Origin of the sequence: Emergencia sp., assembly GCF_048465375.1 — a bacterium.
Taxonomy (GTDB): Bacteria; Bacillota; Clostridia; order Peptostreptococcales; family Anaerovoracaceae; genus Senimuribacter.
This window is the reverse complement of the sequence record NZ_DBFWLQ010000006.1, coordinates 76,377-98,268: the sequence shown is the minus strand read 5'-3', so window position 1 is coordinate 98,268 and position 21,892 is coordinate 76,377. Positions and strand designations below refer to the sequence as shown.

Annotated in this window: 19 protein-coding genes; 7 read left to right on the top strand and 12 right to left on the bottom strand. The window is 46.7% G+C overall.

The window, feature by feature from the left end; genetic code table 11:
• Nucleotides 1–7: 7 nt before the first annotated feature.
• The 9 genes from ACMQ5W_RS04760 to ACMQ5W_RS04720 form a co-directional block, all read right to left on the bottom strand.
• Entirely contained in the window at nt 8–2,005 is a 1,998-nt protein-coding gene (locus ACMQ5W_RS04760; protein WP_419023816.1) for an ABC transporter permease, read from the bottom strand.
• A complete protein-coding gene (locus tag ACMQ5W_RS04755) occupies nt 1,998–2,765 on the bottom strand; it encodes an ABC transporter ATP-binding protein (RefSeq protein ID WP_419023814.1) in 768 nt (255 codons plus the stop codon). Before ACMQ5W_RS04755 ends, ACMQ5W_RS04760 begins: the two co-directional genes overlap by 8 nt.
• 110 nt (nt 2,766–2,875) lie before the next feature.
• Nucleotides 2,876–3,871 carry a sensor histidine kinase gene (locus ACMQ5W_RS04750; protein WP_419023812.1) on the bottom strand — a complete coding sequence of 332 codons (996 nt, stop codon included), beginning with the start codon at nt 3,869–3,871 and terminating at the stop codon, nt 2,876–2,878.
• A 1-nt stretch (nt 3,872) separates the two neighbouring features.
• Nucleotides 3,873–4,544, bottom strand: a complete 672-nt coding sequence (locus tag ACMQ5W_RS04745) for a response regulator transcription factor (RefSeq protein WP_148493192.1) — start codon at nt 4,542–4,544, stop codon at nt 3,873–3,875.
• A 15-nt stretch (nt 4,545–4,559) separates the two neighbouring features.
• Nucleotides 4,560–5,489 carry a ketopantoate reductase family protein gene (locus ACMQ5W_RS04740; protein ID WP_419023810.1) on the bottom strand — a complete coding sequence of 310 codons (930 nt, stop codon included), beginning with the start codon at nt 5,487–5,489 and terminating at the stop codon, nt 4,560–4,562.
• Nucleotides 5,490–5,646: 157 nt separating this feature from the next.
• The gene (locus ACMQ5W_RS04735; protein ID WP_419023808.1) at nt 5,647–6,432 is read right to left on the bottom strand and encodes a hypothetical protein; all 786 of its coding nucleotides are present in this window, start codon (nt 6,430–6,432) and stop codon (nt 5,647–5,649) included.
• 110 nt (nt 6,433–6,542) lie between these two features.
• Entirely contained in the window at nt 6,543–7,370 is an 828-nt protein-coding gene (locus tag ACMQ5W_RS04730) for a metallophosphoesterase (protein WP_419023806.1), read from the bottom strand.
• Nucleotides 7,367–8,050 carry a DNA alkylation repair protein gene (locus ACMQ5W_RS04725; protein WP_419023804.1) on the bottom strand — a complete coding sequence of 228 codons (684 nt, stop codon included), beginning with the start codon at nt 8,048–8,050 and terminating at the stop codon, nt 7,367–7,369. Before ACMQ5W_RS04725 ends, ACMQ5W_RS04730 begins: the two co-directional genes overlap by 4 nt.
• Nucleotides 8,047–10,965, bottom strand: a complete 2,919-nt coding sequence (locus ACMQ5W_RS04720; protein WP_419023802.1) for a response regulator — start codon at nt 10,963–10,965, stop codon at nt 8,047–8,049. The genes ACMQ5W_RS04725 and ACMQ5W_RS04720 overlap by 4 nt, the downstream gene beginning before the upstream one ends.
• Before the next feature lie 148 nt (nt 10,966–11,113).
• Here ACMQ5W_RS04720 and ACMQ5W_RS04715 point away from each other — a divergent pair, with 148 nt between their 5' ends.
• The 5 genes from ACMQ5W_RS04715 to ACMQ5W_RS04695 all read left to right on the top strand — a co-directional run bounded on the left by ACMQ5W_RS04715 (nt 11,114) and on the right by ACMQ5W_RS04695 (nt 16,696).
• Nucleotides 11,114–11,434: a PadR family transcriptional regulator gene (locus tag ACMQ5W_RS04715; protein ID WP_419023800.1), complete on the top strand. Its 321-nt coding sequence runs from the start codon at nt 11,114–11,116 to the stop codon at nt 11,432–11,434.
• Complete coding sequence (locus ACMQ5W_RS04710) at nt 11,427–12,023, top strand: DUF1700 domain-containing protein (protein WP_148493198.1); 597 nt, start codon at nt 11,427–11,429, stop codon at nt 12,021–12,023. The genes ACMQ5W_RS04715 and ACMQ5W_RS04710 overlap by 8 nt, the downstream gene beginning before the upstream one ends.
• Nucleotides 12,024–12,869, top strand: coding sequence for a DUF4097 family beta strand repeat-containing protein (locus ACMQ5W_RS04705; protein WP_419023798.1), 846 nt, complete (start codon nt 12,024–12,026; stop codon nt 12,867–12,869).
• 159 nt (nt 12,870–13,028) lie between these two features.
• Nucleotides 13,029–13,733: an ABC transporter ATP-binding protein gene (locus tag ACMQ5W_RS04700; protein ID WP_419023796.1), complete on the top strand. Its 705-nt coding sequence runs from the start codon at nt 13,029–13,031 to the stop codon at nt 13,731–13,733.
• Between the two features lie 11 nt (nt 13,734–13,744).
• Nucleotides 13,745–16,696, top strand: a complete 2,952-nt coding sequence (locus ACMQ5W_RS04695) for an FtsX-like permease family protein (protein WP_419023794.1) — start codon at nt 13,745–13,747, stop codon at nt 16,694–16,696.
• A gap of 59 nt (nt 16,697–16,755) precedes the next feature.
• Here the strand turns inward: ACMQ5W_RS04695 and ACMQ5W_RS04690 are convergent, their stop codons facing one another.
• Both ACMQ5W_RS04690 and ACMQ5W_RS04685 read right to left on the bottom strand, forming a co-directional pair.
• The gene (locus ACMQ5W_RS04690; RefSeq protein WP_419023792.1) at nt 16,756–17,922 is read right to left on the bottom strand and encodes a M20 family metallopeptidase; all 1,167 of its coding nucleotides are present in this window, start codon (nt 17,920–17,922) and stop codon (nt 16,756–16,758) included.
• A 16-nt stretch (nt 17,923–17,938) separates the two neighbouring features.
• Nucleotides 17,939–19,183 (bottom strand): MFS transporter, encoded by a 1,245-nt coding sequence (locus tag ACMQ5W_RS04685; protein WP_419023790.1) that lies wholly within the window; start codon nt 19,181–19,183, stop codon nt 17,939–17,941.
• Nucleotides 19,184–19,305: 122 nt separating this feature from the next.
• Between ACMQ5W_RS04685 and ACMQ5W_RS04680 the strand changes: the two genes are divergently transcribed.
• Entirely contained in the window at nt 19,306–20,184 is an 879-nt protein-coding gene (locus tag ACMQ5W_RS04680) for a LysR family transcriptional regulator (protein ID WP_419023788.1), read from the top strand.
• A 258-nt stretch (nt 20,185–20,442) separates the two neighbouring features.
• Entirely contained in the window at nt 20,443–21,030 is a 588-nt protein-coding gene (locus ACMQ5W_RS04675; protein ID WP_419023786.1) for a DUF4230 domain-containing protein, read from the top strand.
• Here the strand turns inward: ACMQ5W_RS04675 and ACMQ5W_RS04670 are convergent.
• A complete protein-coding gene (locus ACMQ5W_RS04670) occupies nt 21,016–21,753 on the bottom strand; it encodes an acyl-[acyl-carrier-protein] thioesterase (protein WP_419023784.1) in 738 nt (245 codons plus the stop codon). The two genes, ACMQ5W_RS04675 and ACMQ5W_RS04670, sit on opposite strands and share 15 nt — an antisense overlap.
• Nucleotides 21,754–21,892 lie beyond the last annotated feature (139 nt).

Here is a 21,892-nt window from a genome sequence, read left to right as displayed (position 1 = left end):
GTAAGCCTTATCCCACAATTTTATAGTATTCTCTCGCCGTTACCGCATAGACGATAGCGTAGATGACGGCAAACACCACGAAGGTTCCCAGAGTACAGAGAGCAAACAACGTCACATTGTACATCATGAATACCTGCAGCAGACGTGTAATCATCTGGAACGCCGCCAGTATATGGATGCCTGCCATGACCAGCGGTACAAAGAACACCATCAGAACCTGTTTCCTTATGGTTTTCTTTACCTCGCTCTTGCTCATGCCTACCTTCTGCATGATCTCGAATTTGTCCTTATCGTAATAGCCTTCAGAGATCTGCTTGTAATAGATGATCAAAGCTGCCGCAAAGGTGAACACGATGCCAAGGAAGATACCCAGGAACAGGAAACCTCCGACCAGCCCCGTAAAATCTTTGCTGCCCTCCTGCTTGCTGTCGATGCGCATCATTTCAAATGGGAACCTCAAATCATATAGAGCATCCTGCATTTTATTGTAGCAGGCTATTTTCTCCTCATTCGTTCCATCCATGTCCAGAACAAACTCTGTATTGATCTGGCTGCCGTTACCGCCATAGGCTTTTGCCTGCATGTCGTTGATCTGATTCAGTACCTGGTCGTCTGCCACCACCAGGTAGTAAGCTTCGGTCATATAGATCGCCAGATCCTCCATAACGAACTTATCTAAACGCTCCTTCACCTGGAACTTCATTTGGTTGATAGAAAAATCCTCGGCCAGCTCATCACCGTAAGAGTGTACAGCCACCTCGTCTTTTTTCAGAGTGACCTTCTCCCCCGAAATCCTTTCATACTCATCCGCCGTCAAAATTGCCAGATTTGCTACCTGATCGACAGATTCTACTCGTTCGATATCACTGTCAACTTGGAAACCGTCATCCTTCTTCTGTACGGAAAATATCAGCGCCTCATGGTCGTAATACTTCACGATCTTGCGGCCTTCTTCCCGGCAGATTTTCTTCATGGTATCACCTACCAACTGGCGATCCTCACTAGTAATCCGTTGCCCGTCATGCGGAGTCACGGAAGCGATGACGTCTCCTGCATAACGTCCGTCCAATACGTCATTCATTCCTGCATAGAGGCTGACTGTGCCGGATACCATGACCAGAACCATGGTGGAAAGAATGCAGATGTTAGCTAGACCCACCGCATTCTGTTTCATTCGGTAAATCAAGCCTGACACGGCTGTAAAGTTACCTGGTTTGTAGTAGAACTTGTGGTTTTTCTTCAGTGTCTTTAAAATTGCCACGCTGCCTGCCGTAAACAGGCAGTAAGTTCCGATGATGACCAGGACCACCGCCACGAAGAACAGCATGATTGCCGTCAGTGGTGATTCCGTCGTGATAGCGATATAGTAACCGACGCCCAGACAGATGACCCCGATGATGGCCAGAAGCCATTTGGTCTTCGGCTCTTTTTCTCCCACGTTGCCGCCGTAGAGCAACTCAATGGGCTTTGCCAGATGAATGCTCATCTGATTGGTAATCATAGTCAATACGAACAGCACACCGAAGAGCGCCAATGTGATGACCACGGCTAACCACGAAACGTCAATCCCAAAAGGCGGTTCTATCCCAAAGACCCAGCTGAGAAACAAGTGGACCAATTTGCTGAACAGAATGCCGCACAGCAGGCCGAGGATGATGGAAGACAGAGAAATGATCGTATTTTCGATAATCAAGATCTTGCCAATGTGCTTCTTCTCCATGCCCAGAATGTTATATAGACCGATTTCTTTTTTCCGCCTCTTCAGCAGAAAGCTGTTGGTATAAAACAGGAAGATGAAGGCGAAGATTCCCATGACGAAGACGCCAAATCCCATAATCATAGAAAGAGCGTCGGACATCGCCTGAATACCCTTACTGATAGATAGAAATGCGATAATGTAAAACATTCCGATGATGCCGATGGAAGCCAGAAAATATGGCAGATAGAACTTCCGATTGTTTTTGATGTTATTGACTGCCAGCTTTAATGAAAACGATTTACCCACGATTGCCACCACCTGCCTGCAGAACTGTCAGTGTGTCAGAAATCTTCGCAAACATCTCCTCGTCAGACATGTTTGCTTTGTAGATCTGATGGAATACCTCCCCGTCTTTGATGAACAGCACCCGCTTTGCGTGGCTGGCAGCCTTTGTGCTGTGGGTTACCATCAGAATGGTCTGACCTTCCTCATTGATTTCTCCGAAGAGCCTGAGCAGGCCGTCTGCTGCGTTTGAATCCAGTGCCCCTGTCGGCTCATCGGCCAAGATCAGCTGCGGACTTGTAATCAGCGCCCGCGCCACTGCCGTTCTCTGTTTCTGTCCCCCTGATACCTCATAGGGATATTTCTTTAAAATGTCCCCAATACCCAGCTTTGCCGCAATGGGTTTCAGCCGTTTCGCCATCTCTTTGTACTGCTTTCCCGCCAGGACAAGAGGAAGGAAGATGTTGTCCTGTATGGAAAATGTGTCCAGTAGATTAAAGTCCTGAAATACAAAACCCAGATTATCACGTCTGAACGCGGAGATTTCTTTTTCTCTGATCTGGACGATATTCTGTCCATTGAGAAATACCTCCCCACTGGTCGGCTTATCCAGCGCGGCCAAGATGTTGAGCAGCGTCGTCTTACCAGAGCCGGACTCACCCATGATGGCCACGTACTCGCCTTCTTCTACAGAAAAGCTGACGTTTGACAGCGCCTGTACTTGATTTCCCCCGAAGCGAGTGGTGTAAATTTTCTTTAAGTTTTTTACATCTAAGATTGTCATTTATTTGAACCCCTTTCTTTACCTTATGTGCTTATTCTAACAAAAAAGAGAATGTAAATCCTATACATTCCCTTACAATCTGCTGTTCAAATCTTACATTTTCGTAAGACTTATTCGTAAACGCTCATCTCGCAATAATCTAATCCTAATTTTACCTTTGTTCCTTTTCCTACCTCTGATTCGATGGACATCGTATGTCCCAGCTTGTTCATCACTTGCCTGCACAGATAGAGGCCGATTCCCGTGGACTTCTTGTCTTTGCGGCCGTTATATCCAGTATATCCCTTGTCAAAGACTCTCGGCAGGTCCTCACTCTGGATGCCGATGCCTGTATCCTCGATGATCAAAGTGTTGGGCAGATCCTCATCCATATAGATAGAAATCTTTCCCACGTACGTATACTTGAGAGCATTGGACAACAGTTGTTCGATGACGAAGCTGAGCCACTTCTCGTCGGAGATGACCACAGCGTCCGTCTGCCGATACTCCAGCGAGATTTTTTTCTTAATAAACGTGGTGGAATACTTTTTAACAGCCTCTCTGACGATATCGTCGAGAGGTTGTTTTCTGATGACGAAATCCGTGCTGTCGCTGCCCAGACGCAGATATTGCAGCACCATCTCCACATATTGTTCGATTTTGAACAGTTCCATTGCCAATTCATCCTTGGAGCGGCCGCCGCTTTCACTTTGCAGCAGAAGCCGCATGGCAGCAATAGGCGTTTTGATCTGATGTGCCCAAAGGGTGTAATAATCGATCATGTCCGTCATATTCCTGTCATTTTTGGAAATAGCCTCTGCCGTCTTTTTATAGAGCTGCTGAATGATTTCCTGATACTGCTCCTCAATTCCGTTGGCAGCCTTGGGCATCTGCTCCGGTCCATATTCGATTCGCCCTCTGATGTCCATCAGATATTCCGCCTTCTGCTTGTACCTAAAATAACTGTAGGTCATAAAGATGATGGCAAAGAAGATGCACAGCAGCATGGCGTACAGGCAGGCGTCTATGGGCATATCGTACAGATAAGCGATCAGACAGAAGATTCCTAAATACAGAAGGAACAGCAGTATATACTTATTCTTGCTCTTGATATATTTTCCCAGCATATCACTCCACCAGATATCCCATGCCTTTCTTCGTCTTGATAAAGTCCGATAATCCGCTTGCCTCCAGCTTTTTCCGCAATCTGGCCACGTTAACCGTCAAAGTATTCTCATCTACAAAGCTGTCTGTCTCCCACAGCTTGACCATGATATCGTCCCTGCTGACCACCTGCCCCTTATTTTCCAGCAGCAGCTGAAGAATTTTAAATTCGTTCTTGGTCAGATCGATTTTTTCTCCCTCATAGGTCAGTGTCGCATCACCGGTGTTCAGCATCGCGCCTCTGTGTTCCAGCACGTTGCCGCTGGTTCCAAAGTCATAAGTCCTGCGCAGCATGGCCTGGACCTTTGCCGTCAATACCGTCAGATCAAAAGGTTTTGCGATAAAATCATCTCCGCCCATATTCATAGCCATGACGATGTTCATATTATCTGAGGCCGATGAAATAAAGATAATCGGCACCTTTGACACAGATCTAATCTGCGTGCACCAGTGATAACCGTTAAAAAACGGCAGTCCGATGTCCAGCAATACCAGATCTGGCGAAAACTGGGCAAACTCCGCCATGACCTCTTTGAAGTCCTCTACACAGCGGGCTTCACAATTCCAGGTCTCTATATGGTTTTTTATGGCATTTGCAATGACCATGTCGTCCTCTACAATCAAAATCTTATGCATCTCTCCAACCCCTCTTCAGTTCTTCTCATATGCAGCTTCAATTTCTTTGATTCTTCGGTTCAGTTCCCTGTTGACTGGCACGTCGATACCGTGTTTTGCCGCTTTTGCCAAAACTGTGCCCGAAAACAGATCCACCTCAGAGTACCGCTTTGCCAGTCCGTCCTGCCTCATAGAAGGCATCCCATCTGGGTCCAGGGTATCTGCAAGTGTCATATATCCTTCCAGATCTTCCTCTCCTAAATGTACGCCTTCGGCGCGGGCGACGGCAATCACTTCCCGCATGGCGGCTTTCGCCATCTCCCTGCCGGAACCTTCCTCCTGTATCGTTCTATAGGTGCCCTCATTGACCATGATGACCTGGTTACACCCCACATTGAGCATCCACTTGCTCCACATTCTCTTCTTGATGTCTTCTTCCTCCGTGTATGGCAGGGACATCCGATCAAAAAACGCCTCCACCCTGCGCAGATTTTCTAATTTCCGAGGGTCTGCATCAGGCACGCCGATGCGCAGCTCCCCCAAATTGGAGAATTTCAGCTTGTTGCCGATTTTGGTGGCATCCATACCCTGGGCTACTGTATAGATCAGATGTTCCGGTCCGAAAATCTCCGCTAAAATTTCCTCACTGGAAATGCCGTTGAGCAGGGACAGGATTACCGTGTCTTCTGCCACAGACTTTTCCGCCAGCCGGGCGGATTCTCGCAGGGCATTCCCCTTGACTGCGAAAATCAGCAGATCAGCAGCTGTCTGCTTTCCGCCTTCTACCATGGTGAAGGAACACTTTTCTCCGTTGCAATATACCCCTTCCTTCGCAAAGCGGGCAGTTCTTTCTTCGTCTGCAACAAAGGTCACGTGATCACGCCCTATCTTCTTTACAAAAAAATCTCCGTACAATATGCCAAGGGCGCCCATGCCTACAATCGTTACATTTTCAATCTGCTTCATATCCTAAGTCCCTTTCTCTAGATGATAACATTATCATAATGGCATTTTTTATCCCTGTCAAGGCGTGACGGTTCTAAAAGCTTCTTCAGCTTTCGGCCGGTACAAAACCAGCGCCGCCAGGTGCACTATCAAAAAAGAGGGCCTAAGCCCTCTTCCATCACTCTTCCATATCTCTGACCCGCGTTTCTGTAAAAATCATGACCGCAGAGATATTGCCGTATTGATTGAACCAGATATATGCGTTGTCTGCATATTCCAGGTTGTCCTTTATCTTCTGATACGTCGTCTTGGCAAATTGAATATTCTTGTTGACCTCTTTGTTTTCACTGTCCACAGTGATCTTCACTGTTTCACTATAGAATTTCACATTCTTGGCGAACTGATAATTCTTGATAAAGCCCTCGAACTTCTCAGGCTCCTTTTCGTTGTAATTGATCGGCGCCAGCTTCATACCGTTCTTATTCATGGACAGAATCGTATTGGAGGATGTGAAACTGGACGGCTCTAAACCATCCAGGCTGGACAGGCTGGCATTATTATTATCGTAGCTCTGTTCCAAAACCATGATGCTCTGTACCTTGCCGGTGGTCGTCAGCCACATGCGGATGGATACCTCTCCTGCTTCGCTCTTTTTCTTCAAATCCTCGATAGAGGAATTCTTATAGCTGACCTTTGTCGTCTCATCGCCCTTTTCGTCAACCGTCGTGTCTATCTTCTGCAGGAAAACATCTACATCGTCCAGATATAGGTATGTATCGTTACCTGCGTTGCAGATTAAATTGTGGTCTTCGACACCTGCGCAAGTTGCTTCCACATCATAGCTGTCAGGGTCCAGTCCGCCAAGCAAATCCTCGCCTGCGCTGTTCTGGCTCCACAAATAAATCCCCCCTGCGACGACGACTAAAATCATCAAATAAACAATCGTTCTCACATTCTTCTTCATAGCTTAACCTCTTCCCGTTTTTAGTAATACACCTCTTTTATCTTTCTATTTCTTATATAATACTATCCTTATATCCCCTATTGCAACCCCCAAATTGACCTTTTTCGACTTTATTCGCCGGTAAGGTGAATGACTGCAACCTCCGGCCGATTGAGAAATCGAATAGGCACGGGAAAATTGCCCAATCCGCTGGAAACAAAGAGGTTCTTGTCTCCCATTTCATACAATCCTTTGACGTATTTTTCCTTTCCATCCTTTAATTCAGGAAACCAGACACCGCCATTGTTAAATCCGCCCACAAAAGGCAGACGCACCTGGCCGCCGTGGCTGTCCCCACACAGGGAGAGATCGATGCCGAAATCTGCGAAGGCTGAAAAATTAGGGATATGCGCTGCCAGAATGTTGAAAATATCTTTGTTCAGAGTGAATTCGTTAGCCAGGTCAAAGGTGCTGCTGTAATACACATTGCTAATCCCATATAAGCGGACTGTCGTCTGCCCGACGGTGATATCTCTGCTCTCGTAATCTAATACATCCACACCGGCAGCAGTCAGCTGTTCATCATAAGTTTCATTGTTGTCGTGCTCTCCATTGACAAAATACACAGGGCTGAATTTGGCTAAGTCCGCCATCAAATCCACCGCAGTCTGCCTTCCCTCGTCGTCTCCAGAGGAGTACATGTCACCCGTTATGACGATAAAGTCAGGTTTGGCCTCCTTTACCCGCTGAAGCAGCCGGCTGTTTCCCTGGCCAAAGACGGCACCGTGCAGATCCGTCAACTGTACAATGGTCACATCATCTTTGATCTCACTGCTTTCGATGGTCACCTCTGTGGTTTTTAAAGTGAACGTCCCTATATACCATATTGCTGCCAGAATCAGACAGTATATAAAAAAATTACGGATTCCGTGATGTCGCTTTTCTCTTCTCTTGCTCATTTTATTTTCAGACTGCGCAGATAGTCCTTCGTCTCCTTGTCAATTCTATAACTCTCTATGGCCTTTTGCAGGGATTTATTGTGCACCCACTTGTCCAGACGTTGTTCCTCAAAGAGCGGAATTGTGGATTGATATTGTTTGATCAGCGCAAAACTATAATACCACGCGATGGCCATATTTATGTAATACTCCTCGGTGTGAATCTCTGCCATAATATCCAGCATTTCCGCCCTGAAAGCATCCTCCAGAAAATACTGCAGCTGGGTCACGATGCCGTATCGCACCGTATAAACGTGCGTACTGTTCATCCACTCCAGCGTTTTGTCATACAGCGCATCCAGATCTTTTTTGAAGGCTTTCGGCGAAAAAGTGTCGCAGGTCGCCCAATTATTTATATAGGGAAGAAATTCCTCTGTCAGTCTCACAGCGTCGTCAAAAGTCTTAGCGATGTTTTCTATCAAATAGGCGTGCAAATTGTTTTCCTCATAATATTTATGCGGCAGTTCTTTGAGAAATTCCTCACAAAAGGGTTCCTTTGCCAGTTCTTTTGCCAGCTTACGTAAAACCGGCGTGCGGACCCCGATGACCAATTCCTTATCGTGGTCGGGCATCAGTTTAGAATGGAAGTCTCTGTACTGCAAATCCTGCAAAGCGAATAATCGCGCTTCTATGGTTTTCATGGCTGCTGTTTCCCTTCTGTCGGTAAAAATTTTCTTAACTCCTCAAGCAAAGTGGTGATATCCAGCGGTTTCACCAAATACCCTGTCATCTCAGCCTCGTAAGCTTTTTTCTTATCTTCCTCAAAGGCGTTCGCTGTCATGGCCAAAATCGGAATCCGCTTACTGTCCTCTCTGTCCATGGATCGAATCGCTTTTGTCGCCTCAATTCCGTCCATGACAGGCATGCGAATATCCATCAAAACAGCGAAGTAGGTGTTAGGGCTTTGCGATTCAAAGCGTTCTGCCGCTTCTCTGCCATTATCGACCACATCTACGACGGCTCCATTCATCTCTAATAACGTTTTAGCGATTTCCTGATTGAGTTTATTATCTTCGGCCAATAAAATGCGCTGACCTTCCAAAGTAGGTTCTTCATCGCCTCTATCTGTATCTGTGTCTCCGTGAATTCTTTTCTGATCCAGTTCCGCAAAAGTATCGTAGATAGACGATTTCAGCAGAGGTTTAGCGATAAAATAGTCCACCCCTGCATTTCTGGCATCCTCTTCGATGTCGGTCCAATCATAAGCGGTAATCATGATAATCATCGTCTCAGGCCCTACCAGACGACGAATCCGTCTAGCCGTCTCAATGCCATCGATACCTGGCATTTTCCAGTCAATCATGGCAATATCGAACATAGAGGCTTCTCCCATTCGCTGCTCTACTTTCTCGACGGCTCCATAACCAGAATCCGTCCAAACAGTCTCGGCGCCGATGCTGTCGAGAATCACCGCTGTCTGTTCTCCAATGAAAGGGTCATCATCTGCTACCAGCACTTTAAAGTCCTTCAGCAGGTTCTGCCGTTTTCTTTCCCACTCTCTTTCTTCATCGTCAGACACTAGCTGCAGGGGGATGGTCACCGTAAACTTGCTTCCCCGGTTTTTCGCACTTTCCACGCAGATGTTTCCACCCATAAGTTGAAGCAGATTATAAACGATAGAGAGACCAAGGCCGCTGCCCACGTTATTCCTCGCGCTGCCTGGATTTTCCTGTTCAAAGGGCTGGAAAATTCTTTCCATAAATTCCTCTGACATGCCTATCCCTGTATCCCATACGACGAACTCCAGCAGCGCGTAGCCGTTGGTTCGTTCTTTCTCTCTGATTTCTACACAGATGGTACCGCCTGACGAGGTGAATTTCAGAGAGTTGGACAACAAATTCATCAAAACCTGTTTCATCCGCAGAGCGTCTCCCATATAATAAGCCTCCAATGGCTCTTGATGACGCATCTCGTAGTTGATTTCCTTTTCCGCAGTCTGTGAATAGATGATCTGATTGATCTCGTCCAAGAAAGACTTAAATTCGAAGAGCTCGCAATTCACTTCCATCTTATCGGTTTCGATTCTGGACATATCCAGCACGTCATTGATCAAAGACAGCAGATACTTTGACGATGTATCTATTTTTTGGAAACAGTCGCCGACAACTTTCTTATCTTCGATTTTCAGTTGTCCTATGGTGCTCATGCCGATGATGGCATTCATAGGCGTTCTGATATCGTGACTCATCCGTGAGAGAAAATCCGATTTTGCCTGATTGGCCGCCCGCGCTGAAGCCAGGGCGTCTCGCAGCAATTGTTCCTGTTTAGCCTTCTCCTGCCTCTGGGTATCCAGAATTTTAATCAGGTTGATAGCCAGCACGTCGTCGTTGAAAGGATTATCCACATAAATAGAATGAACAGAAATCCAGTGGTACTCACCATCGGTTCCTTTCGACTGTACTTCCATGTATGCTTCACTTTCTCCTTTTTCAAAACGCTGCAGCAGTGCTCCTCTGCTGAACGTCGCGGCAAAGTCCTCCTGATAAGAGGCATAAGTATATCCCGTGCTTTCCTCCACCATGGCAGAATAGCAGCCTTCCTTTGTAAAATGGTAATTGGACTGTCCGTCCACAAAGCAGTTATAGCTATCTCTCGTGAGATTGACACTGATGATCAGCGGGTATGCCGTACAGATCGCAGCCCGGAGAGAACGATTCTCCAAAACGCGTTCCATCTCCTGGGTCTTTTCCATCTGCACCTCTTCTGTAATATCGGTGAATACTGCCTGAATGACCTCTTCACCGTTGCTGTTGACAATTCTGCCCATGACCACATTGATCCAGGCTTCTTCACCGTTCTTTTTTCTGCACTGACGGCGGTAAGATGTCGTCTCCCCGTTGAGTGTCAGCCCTTCAATCGTCGCCGTAATCCAGTCGCGGTCTTCTTCTTTCACGATTTGCAGGGCGCCCCTCACTTCACTTCTAAATGCTTCTTCACCGGAATAACCATAGAATTTCCAAGTCATAGGATTGACAGAAATCAGTTTGTGAAGGGAATCGATAGAAAACTGAAGAATTCCGCAAGGAACGGTATTGTAAAGCTGTTCTAAAAAACGAGCCTGGTGTTCATATTCCAGATTTTTTTCAATCAGCGCCGATTTTAGCCGTTGATACGCAGCACGACTCGATTCCATTGGAAACAGTTCGTCATCCTTGATTTCTGCAAAGGGCACGGAATTATGGATATGTACGGTTTCCAGGCTGTCACCTTTTTCCCTGAATACAAAGGTCACTCTCTGCTGCATATTCAAATAGGTTTCAGACTCCGGTCTGCTCTGCAGTCTGCTGACGCCTTCGCAGAGGTAACAGCCGCCTCCTAAGTCAACGGAATGATAAACCTCTTCTGACATGTCACAGGCAATCATTTCGTCCTTTCCGGCCCGAAAAGCTGCCGCCACAGCCTCTTTTCCCTCTGCTTTCTGCATTTCACCACCACCCAGCCAAATGATATCATCTGCAAAGGTCGAAATCATAAATTCCATTTCAGAATCACAGAAATAAGTGGATACGATCTTGTGTGCCAGCTGCTCTACTTCTGTTAAAGTTTTATTTCCCAAAATAAACGCCTCCTCTGCTGCGTAAAAAACACATTATTCTTTATCATAGCACATATGACAATCTGATAAAAGAAATTCTTTTGTCAAAATACTGCTTGACACACAATACTATGTGTTGTATAGTATAACGTGAAAGGGGGTATATCAAATGATAAATCCACAGATGAAGAAAGGCCTTCTGGAAGTATGTATTTTATCCGTACTGCAGCGAGGGGACTCCTACGGTTACAAGATCATCAAAGACCTTTCTAACTACATCAAACTATCCGAATCTACCCTGTATCCCATTCTGCGGAGATTAGAGGCATCCGGCTATCTGATGGTATATACCGTCGAACACAATAGCCGCCTTCGTAAAATGTACAAAATTACAGCTATGGGCACACAGCAGATTAAAGAATTCCTCATTGGCTGGGAAGAAATAGAAGCCATCTACCAATATATTAAGGAGGGCATCCGGGATGAATAGAGAAATATTTTTACATCAATTGCGTATCCGGCTTTCACAGCTGCCGGAACCGGAAATCGAAAAAAGGCTGGAATATTATAGTGAACTCATTGAAGATATGGTCGAAGACGGCATGAGCGAGGAAGCTGCCGTAGCCAGTTTTGGCGACGTCAACCAAATCGCACAGGGCATCATGGAGACGACAGCACTCTCCACTTTGGTCAAAACCACTGTAAAGCCGAAAAACGGCTGGTCCACAGCGGCAATCGTCTTTGCCATCGTAGGATCACCCATCTGGGTTCCGCTGTTGCTGGCATTTATGGCCGTCATCGCCTCGGTATACCTGGTCATCTGGGCTTTGATCATATCCATCTTTGCCGTCGTGTTGTCCCTAGGGCTCCTCGGCATCTACCTGTTCTTCAAATCCTTCTGGCTGCTCGGCGCAGGCTTCCCTACGGTGATTTATACCATCGGATGCGGTCTCGGACTTGCAGGACTCTGCCTGCTGGCATTTCTGGGGGCGAAAGTTGCCATTCTCGGTCTCATCCATCTGACTGGCTGGATCTTCATTCAGATCAAAAGCCTGTTCATCAAAAAGGAGGCGAAATAAATGAAAAAGAGCACTAAAATCATATTGATGGTTTCCATCTGCCTCATTTCTGTAGGTATCGTTTTTTCCACAATTGGAATCATCGCAGGTGCGTCTCCCAGCCATATTCTTTTTAACGGGCTTTGGAATGCTGCCTTTCACTACGGGGACGACTTTGATAACGACTTTGAAGAAAGTAATACTTACCGTGTATCTGATGCGTCCATAGACTCCATCGACATCGACTGGATCAGCGGCAGGGTGACGGTCATTCCTTACGATGGCGATGACATCGTCATCAGAGAAAAATCCAAGGGCAAAATCGATGAGGAGAACTGCCTGCGTTACCGGATAAACGGAAGTACCTTGGAAATCAACTATTTACGCCAGACAGCAGAAATCAACTTTTCAGGTTCTATAAACTACAGTAAACAGCTGGAAATCAAAATTCCGCGGACACTGGCAAAAGGCCTGGACGAATTGAATTTTGATGCGGTCTCTGCAGACCTCAATATCAAAGACCTGTACGTCAACTCCTTCGATATCGATACGACTTCAGGAAATCTGTTAGGTAAAAACATCGAGGCCAAATACGTGAATATGAACACCGTATCCGGCGATATGAAGGTGACCTATAGGAACTGTCCAAAGGAACTGAATATGGACTCTACTTCCGGGGACTGTATCATCTCCCTGCCGAAGGGCAGCGATGTAACAGCAGAACTTGACAGTGTCTCAGGTGATTTTTCCTCCGAGTTCAGCACTCGCTACGAAGACGAGGATGTTTATATCATAGGCAGTGGGAAGTATGAATTCAGCGTTGCTACTGTCAGCGGAGACTTTGTCATCAACAAAGCAGAAAAATAACAAAGGTGAAGCGGGCTTGTAAAGCCCGCTTTTATAATATTTACGGCTGCGTGATGTGACCTCATGGACTCATTTTTAATTTTTGTAATTTGTCTGAACACTTTGATTTCCCCTGTGTAATATGCTAAAATGAGTTATCAATAATGAAGGAGGCCTGCTATGAGTGCTTATGTAGAATTTCAACAGGTAAAAAAGGTATACAACATGGGCGAAGTTTCCATTGAAGCCCTGAGTGATGCAACCTTTGAGATAGAAAAAGGGGAAATCTGCGTCATTGTCGGCGCATCCGGTGCCGGCAAGACCACACTGCTCAATATACTGGGCGGCATGGATACCCTGACGACGGGCGCTGTGCTTCTGGACGGCAAAGAAATATCCAAATACAACAAAAAAGAATTGACAGCCTACAGGCGTTACGACATCGGTTTTGTATTCCAGTTCTATAACCTAGTGCAGAATCTGACCGCTCTGGAAAACGTTTCCCTCGCGACTCAGATCTGCAGAGAACCCCTGGATGCGGAACTGGTCTTAGAAGAAGTGGGCCTGTCTCATAGGATGAACAACTTTCCGGCGCAGCTTTCCGGCGGCGAGCAGCAGCGTGTTGCCATTGCCCGCGCCCTGGCCAAAAATCCCAAGCTGCTTCTCTGTGACGAACCGACAGGCGCCCTGGACTATAACACAGGGAAGTCTATTCTCAAATTGCTGCAGGATACCAGCCGGAAAAACGGTATGACCGTGGTCATCATCACCCACAACCAGGCCCTTACAGCCATGGCGGACAGAATTATCCACATCAAAAATGGCTCAGTTTACTCCGTTGAGAAAAATGAGAACATTGTCCCTGTGGAAAATATCGAATGGTAAGAGGTCAGCAAATGTTAAAAAAATCAACATTACGGGAAATAAAAAACAGCCTCGGACGTTATATCGCAATCCTGGCTATCGTCGCCCTGGGCGTAGGTTTCTTTTCGGGCATCAAAGTGACCCGGGAAGCTATGATTGAAACAGCTGACGATTACTTATCTGATCACAACTTCTTCGATTATAAAGTAGCGTCTACTATAGGATTTGAAGAAAAAGACGTGAAAGCACTTTCAAAAGAATCTTACATCGGCAGCGCCGAAGGTTCCATCAGCACGGACGTTTTGTACAGCATCGACGGCGACGCGGACAAAGTCCTGATGGTTCATTCCATCACTGCCGACATAAACAACCTCAGTCTGAAAAACGGCAGAATGCCAGAAGCTGACGACGAATGTGTCGTCGATTACAGACTGGTGGACGACGATGCCATCGGCAAAACCATCCGCATCTCTGCGGAGAACGAAAAAGATACGCAGGATATGTTCAAGTACAAAGAGTATACCATCACGGGGACCGTCCTTTCCCCTTCCTATCTCAACTTTGAAAGAGGCTCTACGTCTCTGGGAAACGGTTCCGTGGCAGGATTCGCTTACATGAACGAAGGCGGCTTTGATACCGACTACTTTACGGAGATCTATCTCAACCTGAAGGAACGCCATCCCATTTACTCTGATGATTATAACAATTTGATCGACAGCACCGAAGACAAAGTCAAGGCGGCGGCCGAAACGCGGTCGGATATCCGCTATCAGAAAATCATCAAGGATGCCAAAGAAGAGCTGGCCGATGGACAGAAAGAATATGATGAGAATTACGATCAATATCTGTCAGAAAAAGCCGATGCAGAGAAGCAGCTGGCTGACAGCTATCAGAAAATCATCGACGGAAAGAATACTCTGGCCCAGGAAAAGAAGAATCTGGATGCCAAAGAAAAGGAACTGAAAGCCTCAAAGACGAAAGTCCAGTCCGGTCTCTCTCAAGTGGCTGCACAGCGCAAAGAGTTTGAGGCGAACAAACAGTATATGACGCCAGAGCAAATCGCGCAGACAGAAGCAAAGCTTTCTGCCACAGAAAAGCAGTTAAATGGAAATTTAAGCAAAATCAACTCCGGCCTTTCACAAATCGACACTGGACGCAGGAAAATAAAGCAGGCAGAGGCTGAGATACCGGCAAACCTGCGCAAGTACAACGAAGCAAAGGCGGAGGCAGATGAACAGTTCGCCGAAGCAAAAGCAAAGCTCGACGACGCAAAGAAGGATCTCGACAAAGCCAAAAAAGAGATTGCAGACATCAAAGCACCTGATACCTATGTGTTAGACAGGAATACCAACATCGGTTACGCCTGCTTTGAAAGTGACTCTAATATCGTAGATGGTATCGCCAAGGTGTTTCCGATCTTTTTCTTCCTGGTGGCCGCTTTGGTATGCATGACCACTATGACGAGAATGGTCGATGAGCAGAGAACCCAGATCGGCGTCCTCAAAGCCTTGGGATACAGCAACGGCGCCGTCATCGGGAAGTACCTGTTCTACTCTGGCAGCGCCTCCTTTATCGGATGTGTGGGCGGATTTCTCTTCGGCTGCTGGCTGTTCCCATTAGTCATCTGGAAGGCCTACGGCATGATGTACGATTTCAGTTCCAATCTGTACTACATCATCAACGGACCTCTGGCTGTCACTTCCCTGTTGGTGTCCCTGCTCTGTTCTATGGGCGCCACCATCATTTCCTGTTATGCGGAATTCAGAGAAGTGCCGGCTCAATTGATCAGGCCAAAAGCGCCCAAAGACGGCAAGCGCATTTTGCTGGAAAGAGTGACCTTCCTTTGGAAGAGAATCAGCTTTTTATACAAAGTTTCCTTCCGAAACATCTTTCGTTATAAGAAGCGTTTCTTCATGATGGTGCTCGGCATCAGCGGTTGTACGGCCCTCCTACTCACAGGACTGGGCGTGAGAGATTCCATCAAAAATGTGGTCGATTTCCAATACGATGAAATTCAGGTCTACGACTACAGCGTCGTCTTCGACAAGGAGATGGGGACCTGGCGGCAAGACCAGTTTCAAAAAGAGGCAGCAGCCTACGTAGACGATATGATTTTCGTTCACGAGGGCAGCGCCGATCTGCTCACGGGCAAGACCGTAAAGTCTGTCAATCTGGTCGTCTCAGACAACGATCACTTTGACCAGTATGTCAAACTCCATCAGCCCGATGGAAAGAAGTTGGATTATCCAAAGGACGGGCAGGCGGTGATCTGCCGCAAGCTGGCCGATGAATACGACCTCGCTCCCGGTGATAAAATCACTCTGAGAGATGAAAACATGAAAGAAATGGAACTGGAAATCAGCGGTGTCTGCCAGAATTTCGTTTACAATTATGTCTACGTTTCTCCGCAGACCTGCCAGGAGCAATGGGGTTATACGCCAGAAATCAAGTCCGCTCTGGTCAATGTAAAGGACGGCACGGATGTCTATGCTTCTTCCTCCAAGGTGCTCAATATGGATCACGTGGCCACGGTATCGGTCAATAACGATCTCCGTGAGCGTGTCTCCAATATGATGAAGAGCCTGGACTACGTAATCCTCCTGGTCTGCCTGTCAGCCGGAGCGCTAGCCTTTATCGTTCTGTACAATCTGACCAATATCAATATTACAGAGCGAATACGGGAGATTGCTACCATCAAAGTGCTGGGATTCTATCCAAAGGAGACCTCGGCCTACGTTTTCAGGGAAAATTTCTTCCTGACCGGTATCAGCGCCGTGGTAGGGTTATTTCTCGGCAAGTGGCTGCACGCCTTTGTCATGGAACAGATCAAGGTCGATATGTTATCCTTTGACGTGAGAATCTCCGCTGTCAGCTACGTGCTGGCCGTGGTACTGACCTTCGTCTTTGCAGCCGTGGTCAATCTGGCCATGTACTACAAGCTGGAAAAGATCAGTATGACTGAATCACTGAAGTCCATAGAATAATCGTATTAGAAAAGCGGCTTCTCCATTTACTGGATCAGCCGCTTTTTTCATGCTTTGATTTACTGTTCCGCCGACTCAAATTCCGCTTTCATCTTGGCAAAGAGCTGTGGATTGGTCATCACTTCCACCGCCGTCATAGCAAGACCTGCGGCAGTATTTCTCATCTGCTCCTTGGCATAGTCTGTCAAAGTGGCGTCGCGGAAACCTTCCGTGTGCGCTGCGAACTTCTCTTCTGGACAGATGCCGAACATCGGATGCATAAACGGGCAGATCTTGCTGAGAAGGCCCGCGTCGTTAGAGCCGGTCTGCTCCGATGGTTCTCCCACTTCGATGTCAAACAGTTCCTTCATTTTATCACAGAAGACCTGTTCCATCGTTCTATTGGAAATCATGTTGTCCAAATAGATATCCGGATCTGTAAATTCTACCTCTGTACCGGTCTGCAGCGCTGCACCGCGGGCGCAGTTTCTCACTCTTTCGCGCAGCTCTTCATTGTACGTCTTTGTCAGCGATCTGACCACGAACTGAGCCGATGCATAGTCTGGAATCACATTTGTCGCCTCACCGCCTTTGACCACGATGCCGTGGACTCTTGAGGAGCTTTTCATCTGCTGACGAAGCGCGTTAATGCCGCACATGGCCAGAATCAACGCATCCAGGGCGTTTCTTCCCTCTTCCGGCGCCGCAGAAGCGTGAGAAGGTTTTCCGTGGAATGCAAAGGATACAGGACCTAACGCCAACATCGGGCTGCATTTGTTATATGTAGCGTTTGGGTGTGCCATCATGCCGAAGTCCAGTTCATCAAAAGCGCCTTTTCTGGCGTATGCCATCTTGGCGCCGTTGTACTCTTCCGCCGGCGTTCCATAAACGATGACCTTTCCGCCAATCTCGTCGATAACACTTTTCAGAGCAATGCCTGCGCCGCTGCCTGTGGCACCCAATATGTTGTGGCCGCAGCCGTGACCGATGCCTGGCAGCGCATCGTATTCAGCCATGATTCCTACTGTAAGTCCTGGTTTTCCGCTGTCATATTCGGCCTTGAACCCTGTCTCTATACCACATAAATTTTTCTCTATCTGAAATCCGTACTTCTCCAAAAGTTCCACATGCAATTTACAAGCTGTAACTTCTTCATAAGCAGTTTCTGGTTTTTCGTAAATTTTCCGGCTCAGTTCATCCAGTTCCGGTCCAATTTGTTCTATGGTCTTTAAAATGTTCTCTTTCATCTAATTTTTCCTCCCATTATGAGTTCAATTCTCTTCTATTATATACATATTCCCGCCTCAGTTCTTCCTTGACAACTTTTGCTCTATCACTAACCTGCCTGCGATACACTCCATGATACAAGAACACGCACAACAGGGCCAAAATTGCCATGGAGAGATACATACCGCGATAGCCTGTGAAGCCGAGAAGATTGCCCAGCAGCAGCGGTCCAACACCTACTGCCAGATCTAGACAGATATAGAAAGTAGAATTGACTAAGGCCAAATGTTTCCCCTTTGCCGCTTCCACGGCCGATGCCAAGCCTGCCGATTGCGTAACCCCTACGCCAAATCCCAGGAACGCTGCTGCAGTGAGCAGCAGTATTGCCGAGTCCGCACGGCATAAAATGACCATACCCGCGGCAAAACCCAACATGCCAGGCACCAAAGCGAACCACTGTCCTTTTTTATCAAATATTTTCCCAGTAAACGGTCTGGTGATCAGCATGGCCAATGCATAAACTGAAAAGAAATACTGGGCCGCAGTTTCTTGATGAATTTCTGCTGAGAAAGACATGAGGAAAGATAAAATGCTGGAATAGCCAAAATAAATCAGCGCACATAGGATGCTGATCGGCAGAGCCTCTTTTGCAAAGAATCTGCCGGCTGCAGGCTCCTCTTTTCCATCGTTCTCACAGACAGGGGCAGTCTTTTCGTATGCCTTGAAATTGAGAAGAAACACGCTGGTCAAAGCGATTACCGCTGCAAAAGTACATACGAAAAAAATCACGTCGTAACCACCGTGCTGGTGAAAGAACACCGCACAGAAAGGTCCGACGGCAGCACCGAGTGTATTGCTCAACATATAATAACCGATGCCCTCTCCCCGCTTGCTCTCCGGTACGGTCTCTGTCACTACTGTTCCCAAAGCAGTAGCCAAAAGCCCATATGCCGCACCGTGTATGAGACGAACGACTAAAAGAATTGCAATTTGCTCTACTATCAGATATACGCCGGACATGGCAAAAACCAGGACCGCACCGGTCAACACTAACCGCTTGTGACCAATCTGCTCCAGACGGCTGCCAGCAAAAAGGCGGGCAGCCAAAGTGCCGATGACGAAGATACTGGCGGTCAAACCTGCAATACCTGATCCCGCTCCATAGGTTTCTATGGCGTACTGGGTCATCACCGTAATCAGCAGATAGTAATTCAACATCAATAAAAAGTTCACAAACGTGCATAGTATAAAGTTTTTGGTCCATAATTTCGCTGGCTCCATAAATTTTCATCCTCCTCATTTCTTTCTTGTATACATTATACCATTGACAGAACCATAAAAAAAATATATAATTCGTCATAGATTCATGCCTTACAAGGTATAGATATAGGAGAATATATACCATGGAATTATTACAACTGCAATATTTTCAAACTGTAGCCCGCACAGGTAACATCACACAAGCCGCAAAGGAACTTTACATCTCCCAGCCCTGCCTCAGCCGCTCCATCTCCCGCCTGGAACGGAGTCTGGGGGTTCCCCTCTTTGATCGCAAGGGGCGCAACATCGTGCTCAACCAATACGGGAAGGTTTTTCTAAAGCGTGTCAATGCATCTCTGAAAGAACTGTCTGATGGGCAGCAGGAGCTCTCTGACATGAGCGAACAATTCAGTGAAACCGTCTCTGTCGGGGCTGTCACTTTGCGATTTCTACCCCGCCTCTTTAACCAATTTCTGCACCAAAACGAACAGGTCAAGTTCCGTTTGGTTAACGTAAAGCCTCACGGTGAAGTCGAAAGGGATCTGCAGGAAGGCGTCATTGATATCGCTTTCACCTTTACGCCTATTGGAGGTGAAAACATCACCTGTAAGCTGCTCACCGAGGAAGAAATCCTTCTGGCAGTGCCGGAAAATCATCCTCTGGCAGCAAAAAATCAGATTGATCTGTCTGCCACCGCTGACGAGCCTTACATCAATCTCAGCGGCGATTACGACTTCGCTCTTCTGAGCAGGTCATTGTGTAAACAGGCCGGCTTTACCCCTAAGGTTCGCTTTGAGAGCCCTACGGCAGATTTCATCGCCAGCCTGGTATCGGAGGGATTCGGCTGCGCTCTTTTCCCCGAAAGCTGGAAAAGCACCGTAAAGCTGACCGGCATTCGCTTCGTCCATCTCCTTTCCCCCCACTGTCGCCGCTCCATCTATTTATCCAGTCACAAATATAATCATCAATCTCTAGCGTCGATTCAATTTATAGACTTCGTCTCAACTTATTTCAGAGCATAAAAACCGCCTTTGAGCGGTCGTTTCTACATAATAAGAGAAGTCCGCCGCACCGCGTCTATTCTTGTCAGTCCGCAGATTAGCATGCCAGAAAAAATGTGTGGGACTTTTCTCTCATGCATATGCGTTTGCGGACTGCAGAGGTATGCCGACTCATTTCCAACATAAAATATATTGCAATTTATCTCGGAAATGTTAAAATAAAAGACGAGAAGTTTGTCGAAAAAGAAAGAAAAAGGGAGAAAAGGGGAAAATAGAATCATGAAGAAAACAAAGAAATTAGCAATCTTTGCTGCTGCTGTTGTCATCGTCTGTCTAGCGTGTTTCTTCGTCGGAAAATCTATCGGCAATTCAGATGGAATCGAAAAAATGTCCGCCATAGTTTTAGAAAACAGATTGACAGAAATTAATGAGCTGGCAAGCGTTACATACTCTTATACCAACATGGCAGAATTCGAAAATAGTAAGGATTTTTACGGAATGAAGGTTCCTTTCACCACGAAAAGCTTTATTCTCACGTACGACGGAGAGATCAAAGCAGGTGTCGATTTGTCTGATGCAGATGTTTCTGTCAGGAGGAAAACAGTGACCATTACACTGCCGGAGGCCAAGATTTTGTCCCACGAGATGAACGAAGACAGCATCGAAGTCTTTGACGAAAGCACCAGCATTTTCAATCCGTTCAAAGTGGAAGACTATCAGAGTTTCTGCAAGGACCAGAAGGTCGAAATGGAAAAGAAGGCAAAAGAAAAAGGCCTGCTCACAGAGGCAAGAAAAAAAGCCGCCAAGAGCATCCAGGGCATCTTTGCCCAAGTGCTCGACGACGACTATACGCTAAAAGTGAAGTAACTGCTTCAGCAATACAATGGCATGGATATGACGTCCGCCTTCGTCCCGAAAGGCAAAAAGCGTCTCACCATCGTTTTCATAAACCTGGCACTTTAGGACTTCTCCTAAGGTGCTTTCTTTTTTGTACATCATTTCAAAATAGTCAAAGACCCCCGACAGGTAACGCTCTGGATCCATTGAATCGGCAGCAGCATCCAGATAATAGAGATTATTCATATGTCCGTTTAAATCAATCGCACTGCAGGGAACTTTGTATTCAGCTCCATAAGAAGCCTCACACTCTGGTTCTTTCAGTTTCTCAATCTGATACGCATCAAAGACGGTTTTCTCATAAATACCGTAACCGTCCACAATCCACTGTGGAATTTTGATGGCTCCTGACTGCAGATTCGTCAGCACCCATTTGCTGTTCCCGATGGCGATGGTCTGCCCTTCATGATCTACAACCTGATATTGCCGGAACATGTAGAGTTTCTTCATACCCGCTACCCATGTCTTAATGGTAATCTTCTCTCCATATGCCGGGCGCCTGATGACTTTTATCTTCCAGTGCATAATTACCCAGGAAAGTCCTGTTTCTCTGATGTTGCCGACGCCGCAGCCGATGGTGTCCGAATGGGCAGAACTGACATCCTCAAACATACCCAGCAGCGCCCTGTTTGTCAGCCGCAGATGAGAATCAATATCTCTGACGCCTATTTTAAAACTCTGTTCAAAAATCATCTTTCTTTTCCCCCAACCCTATTTTATCATTTCTCAGTGTACTCCAGAGGCACCATGTCTTCAATATACATTTTAGTCAAAGTGTCTAGAAAATATCCCTTCCTGCCTGTCCATAAAAGAAAACAGCGGAAGGCATTCC

What these genes read in the sequence shown, in the direction of transcription:
- ACMQ5W_RS04700 (WP_419023796.1), top strand. Translation starts at nt 13,029, where the DNA reads ATGAGTGCTTATGTAGAATTTCAACAGGTAAAAAAGGTATACAACATG.
- ACMQ5W_RS04675 (WP_419023786.1), top strand. Translation starts at nt 20,443, where the DNA reads ATGAAGAAAACAAAGAAATTAGCAATCTTTGCTGCTGCTGTTGTCATC.
- ACMQ5W_RS04685 (WP_419023790.1), bottom strand. Translation starts at nt 19,183, where the DNA reads ATGGAGCCAGCGAAATTATGGACCAAAAACTTTATACTATGCACGTTT.
- ACMQ5W_RS04680 (WP_419023788.1), top strand. Translation starts at nt 19,306, where the DNA reads ATGGAATTATTACAACTGCAATATTTTCAAACTGTAGCCCGCACAGGT.
- ACMQ5W_RS04730 (WP_419023806.1), bottom strand. Translation starts at nt 7,370, where the DNA reads ATGAGCAAGAGAAGAGAAAAGCGACATCACGGAATCCGTAATTTTTTT.
- ACMQ5W_RS04740 (WP_419023810.1), bottom strand. Translation starts at nt 5,489, where the DNA reads ATGAAGCAGATTGAAAATGTAACGATTGTAGGCATGGGCGCCCTTGGC.
- ACMQ5W_RS04745 (WP_148493192.1), bottom strand. Translation starts at nt 4,544, where the DNA reads ATGCATAAGATTTTGATTGTAGAGGACGACATGGTCATTGCAAATGCC.
- ACMQ5W_RS04710 (WP_148493198.1), top strand. Translation starts at nt 11,427, where the DNA reads ATGAATAGAGAAATATTTTTACATCAATTGCGTATCCGGCTTTCACAG.
- ACMQ5W_RS04750 (WP_419023812.1), bottom strand. Translation starts at nt 3,871, where the DNA reads ATGCTGGGAAAATATATCAAGAGCAAGAATAAGTATATACTGCTGTTC.
- ACMQ5W_RS04755 (WP_419023814.1), bottom strand. Translation starts at nt 2,765, where the DNA reads ATGACAATCTTAGATGTAAAAAACTTAAAGAAAATTTACACCACTCGC.
- ACMQ5W_RS04690 (WP_419023792.1), bottom strand. Translation starts at nt 17,922, where the DNA reads ATGAAAGAGAACATTTTAAAGACCATAGAACAAATTGGACCGGAACTG.
- ACMQ5W_RS04725 (WP_419023804.1), bottom strand. Translation starts at nt 8,050, where the DNA reads ATGAAAACCATAGAAGCGCGATTATTCGCTTTGCAGGATTTGCAGTAC.
- ACMQ5W_RS04735 (WP_419023808.1), bottom strand. Translation starts at nt 6,432, where the DNA reads ATGAAGAAGAATGTGAGAACGATTGTTTATTTGATGATTTTAGTCGTC.
- ACMQ5W_RS04695 (WP_419023794.1), top strand. Translation starts at nt 13,745, where the DNA reads ATGTTAAAAAAATCAACATTACGGGAAATAAAAAACAGCCTCGGACGT.
- ACMQ5W_RS04715 (WP_419023800.1), top strand. Translation starts at nt 11,114, where the DNA reads ATGATAAATCCACAGATGAAGAAAGGCCTTCTGGAAGTATGTATTTTA.
- ACMQ5W_RS04670 (WP_419023784.1), bottom strand. Translation starts at nt 21,753, where the DNA reads ATGATTTTTGAACAGAGTTTTAAAATAGGCGTCAGAGATATTGATTCT.
- ACMQ5W_RS04705 (WP_419023798.1), top strand. Translation starts at nt 12,024, where the DNA reads ATGAAAAAGAGCACTAAAATCATATTGATGGTTTCCATCTGCCTCATT.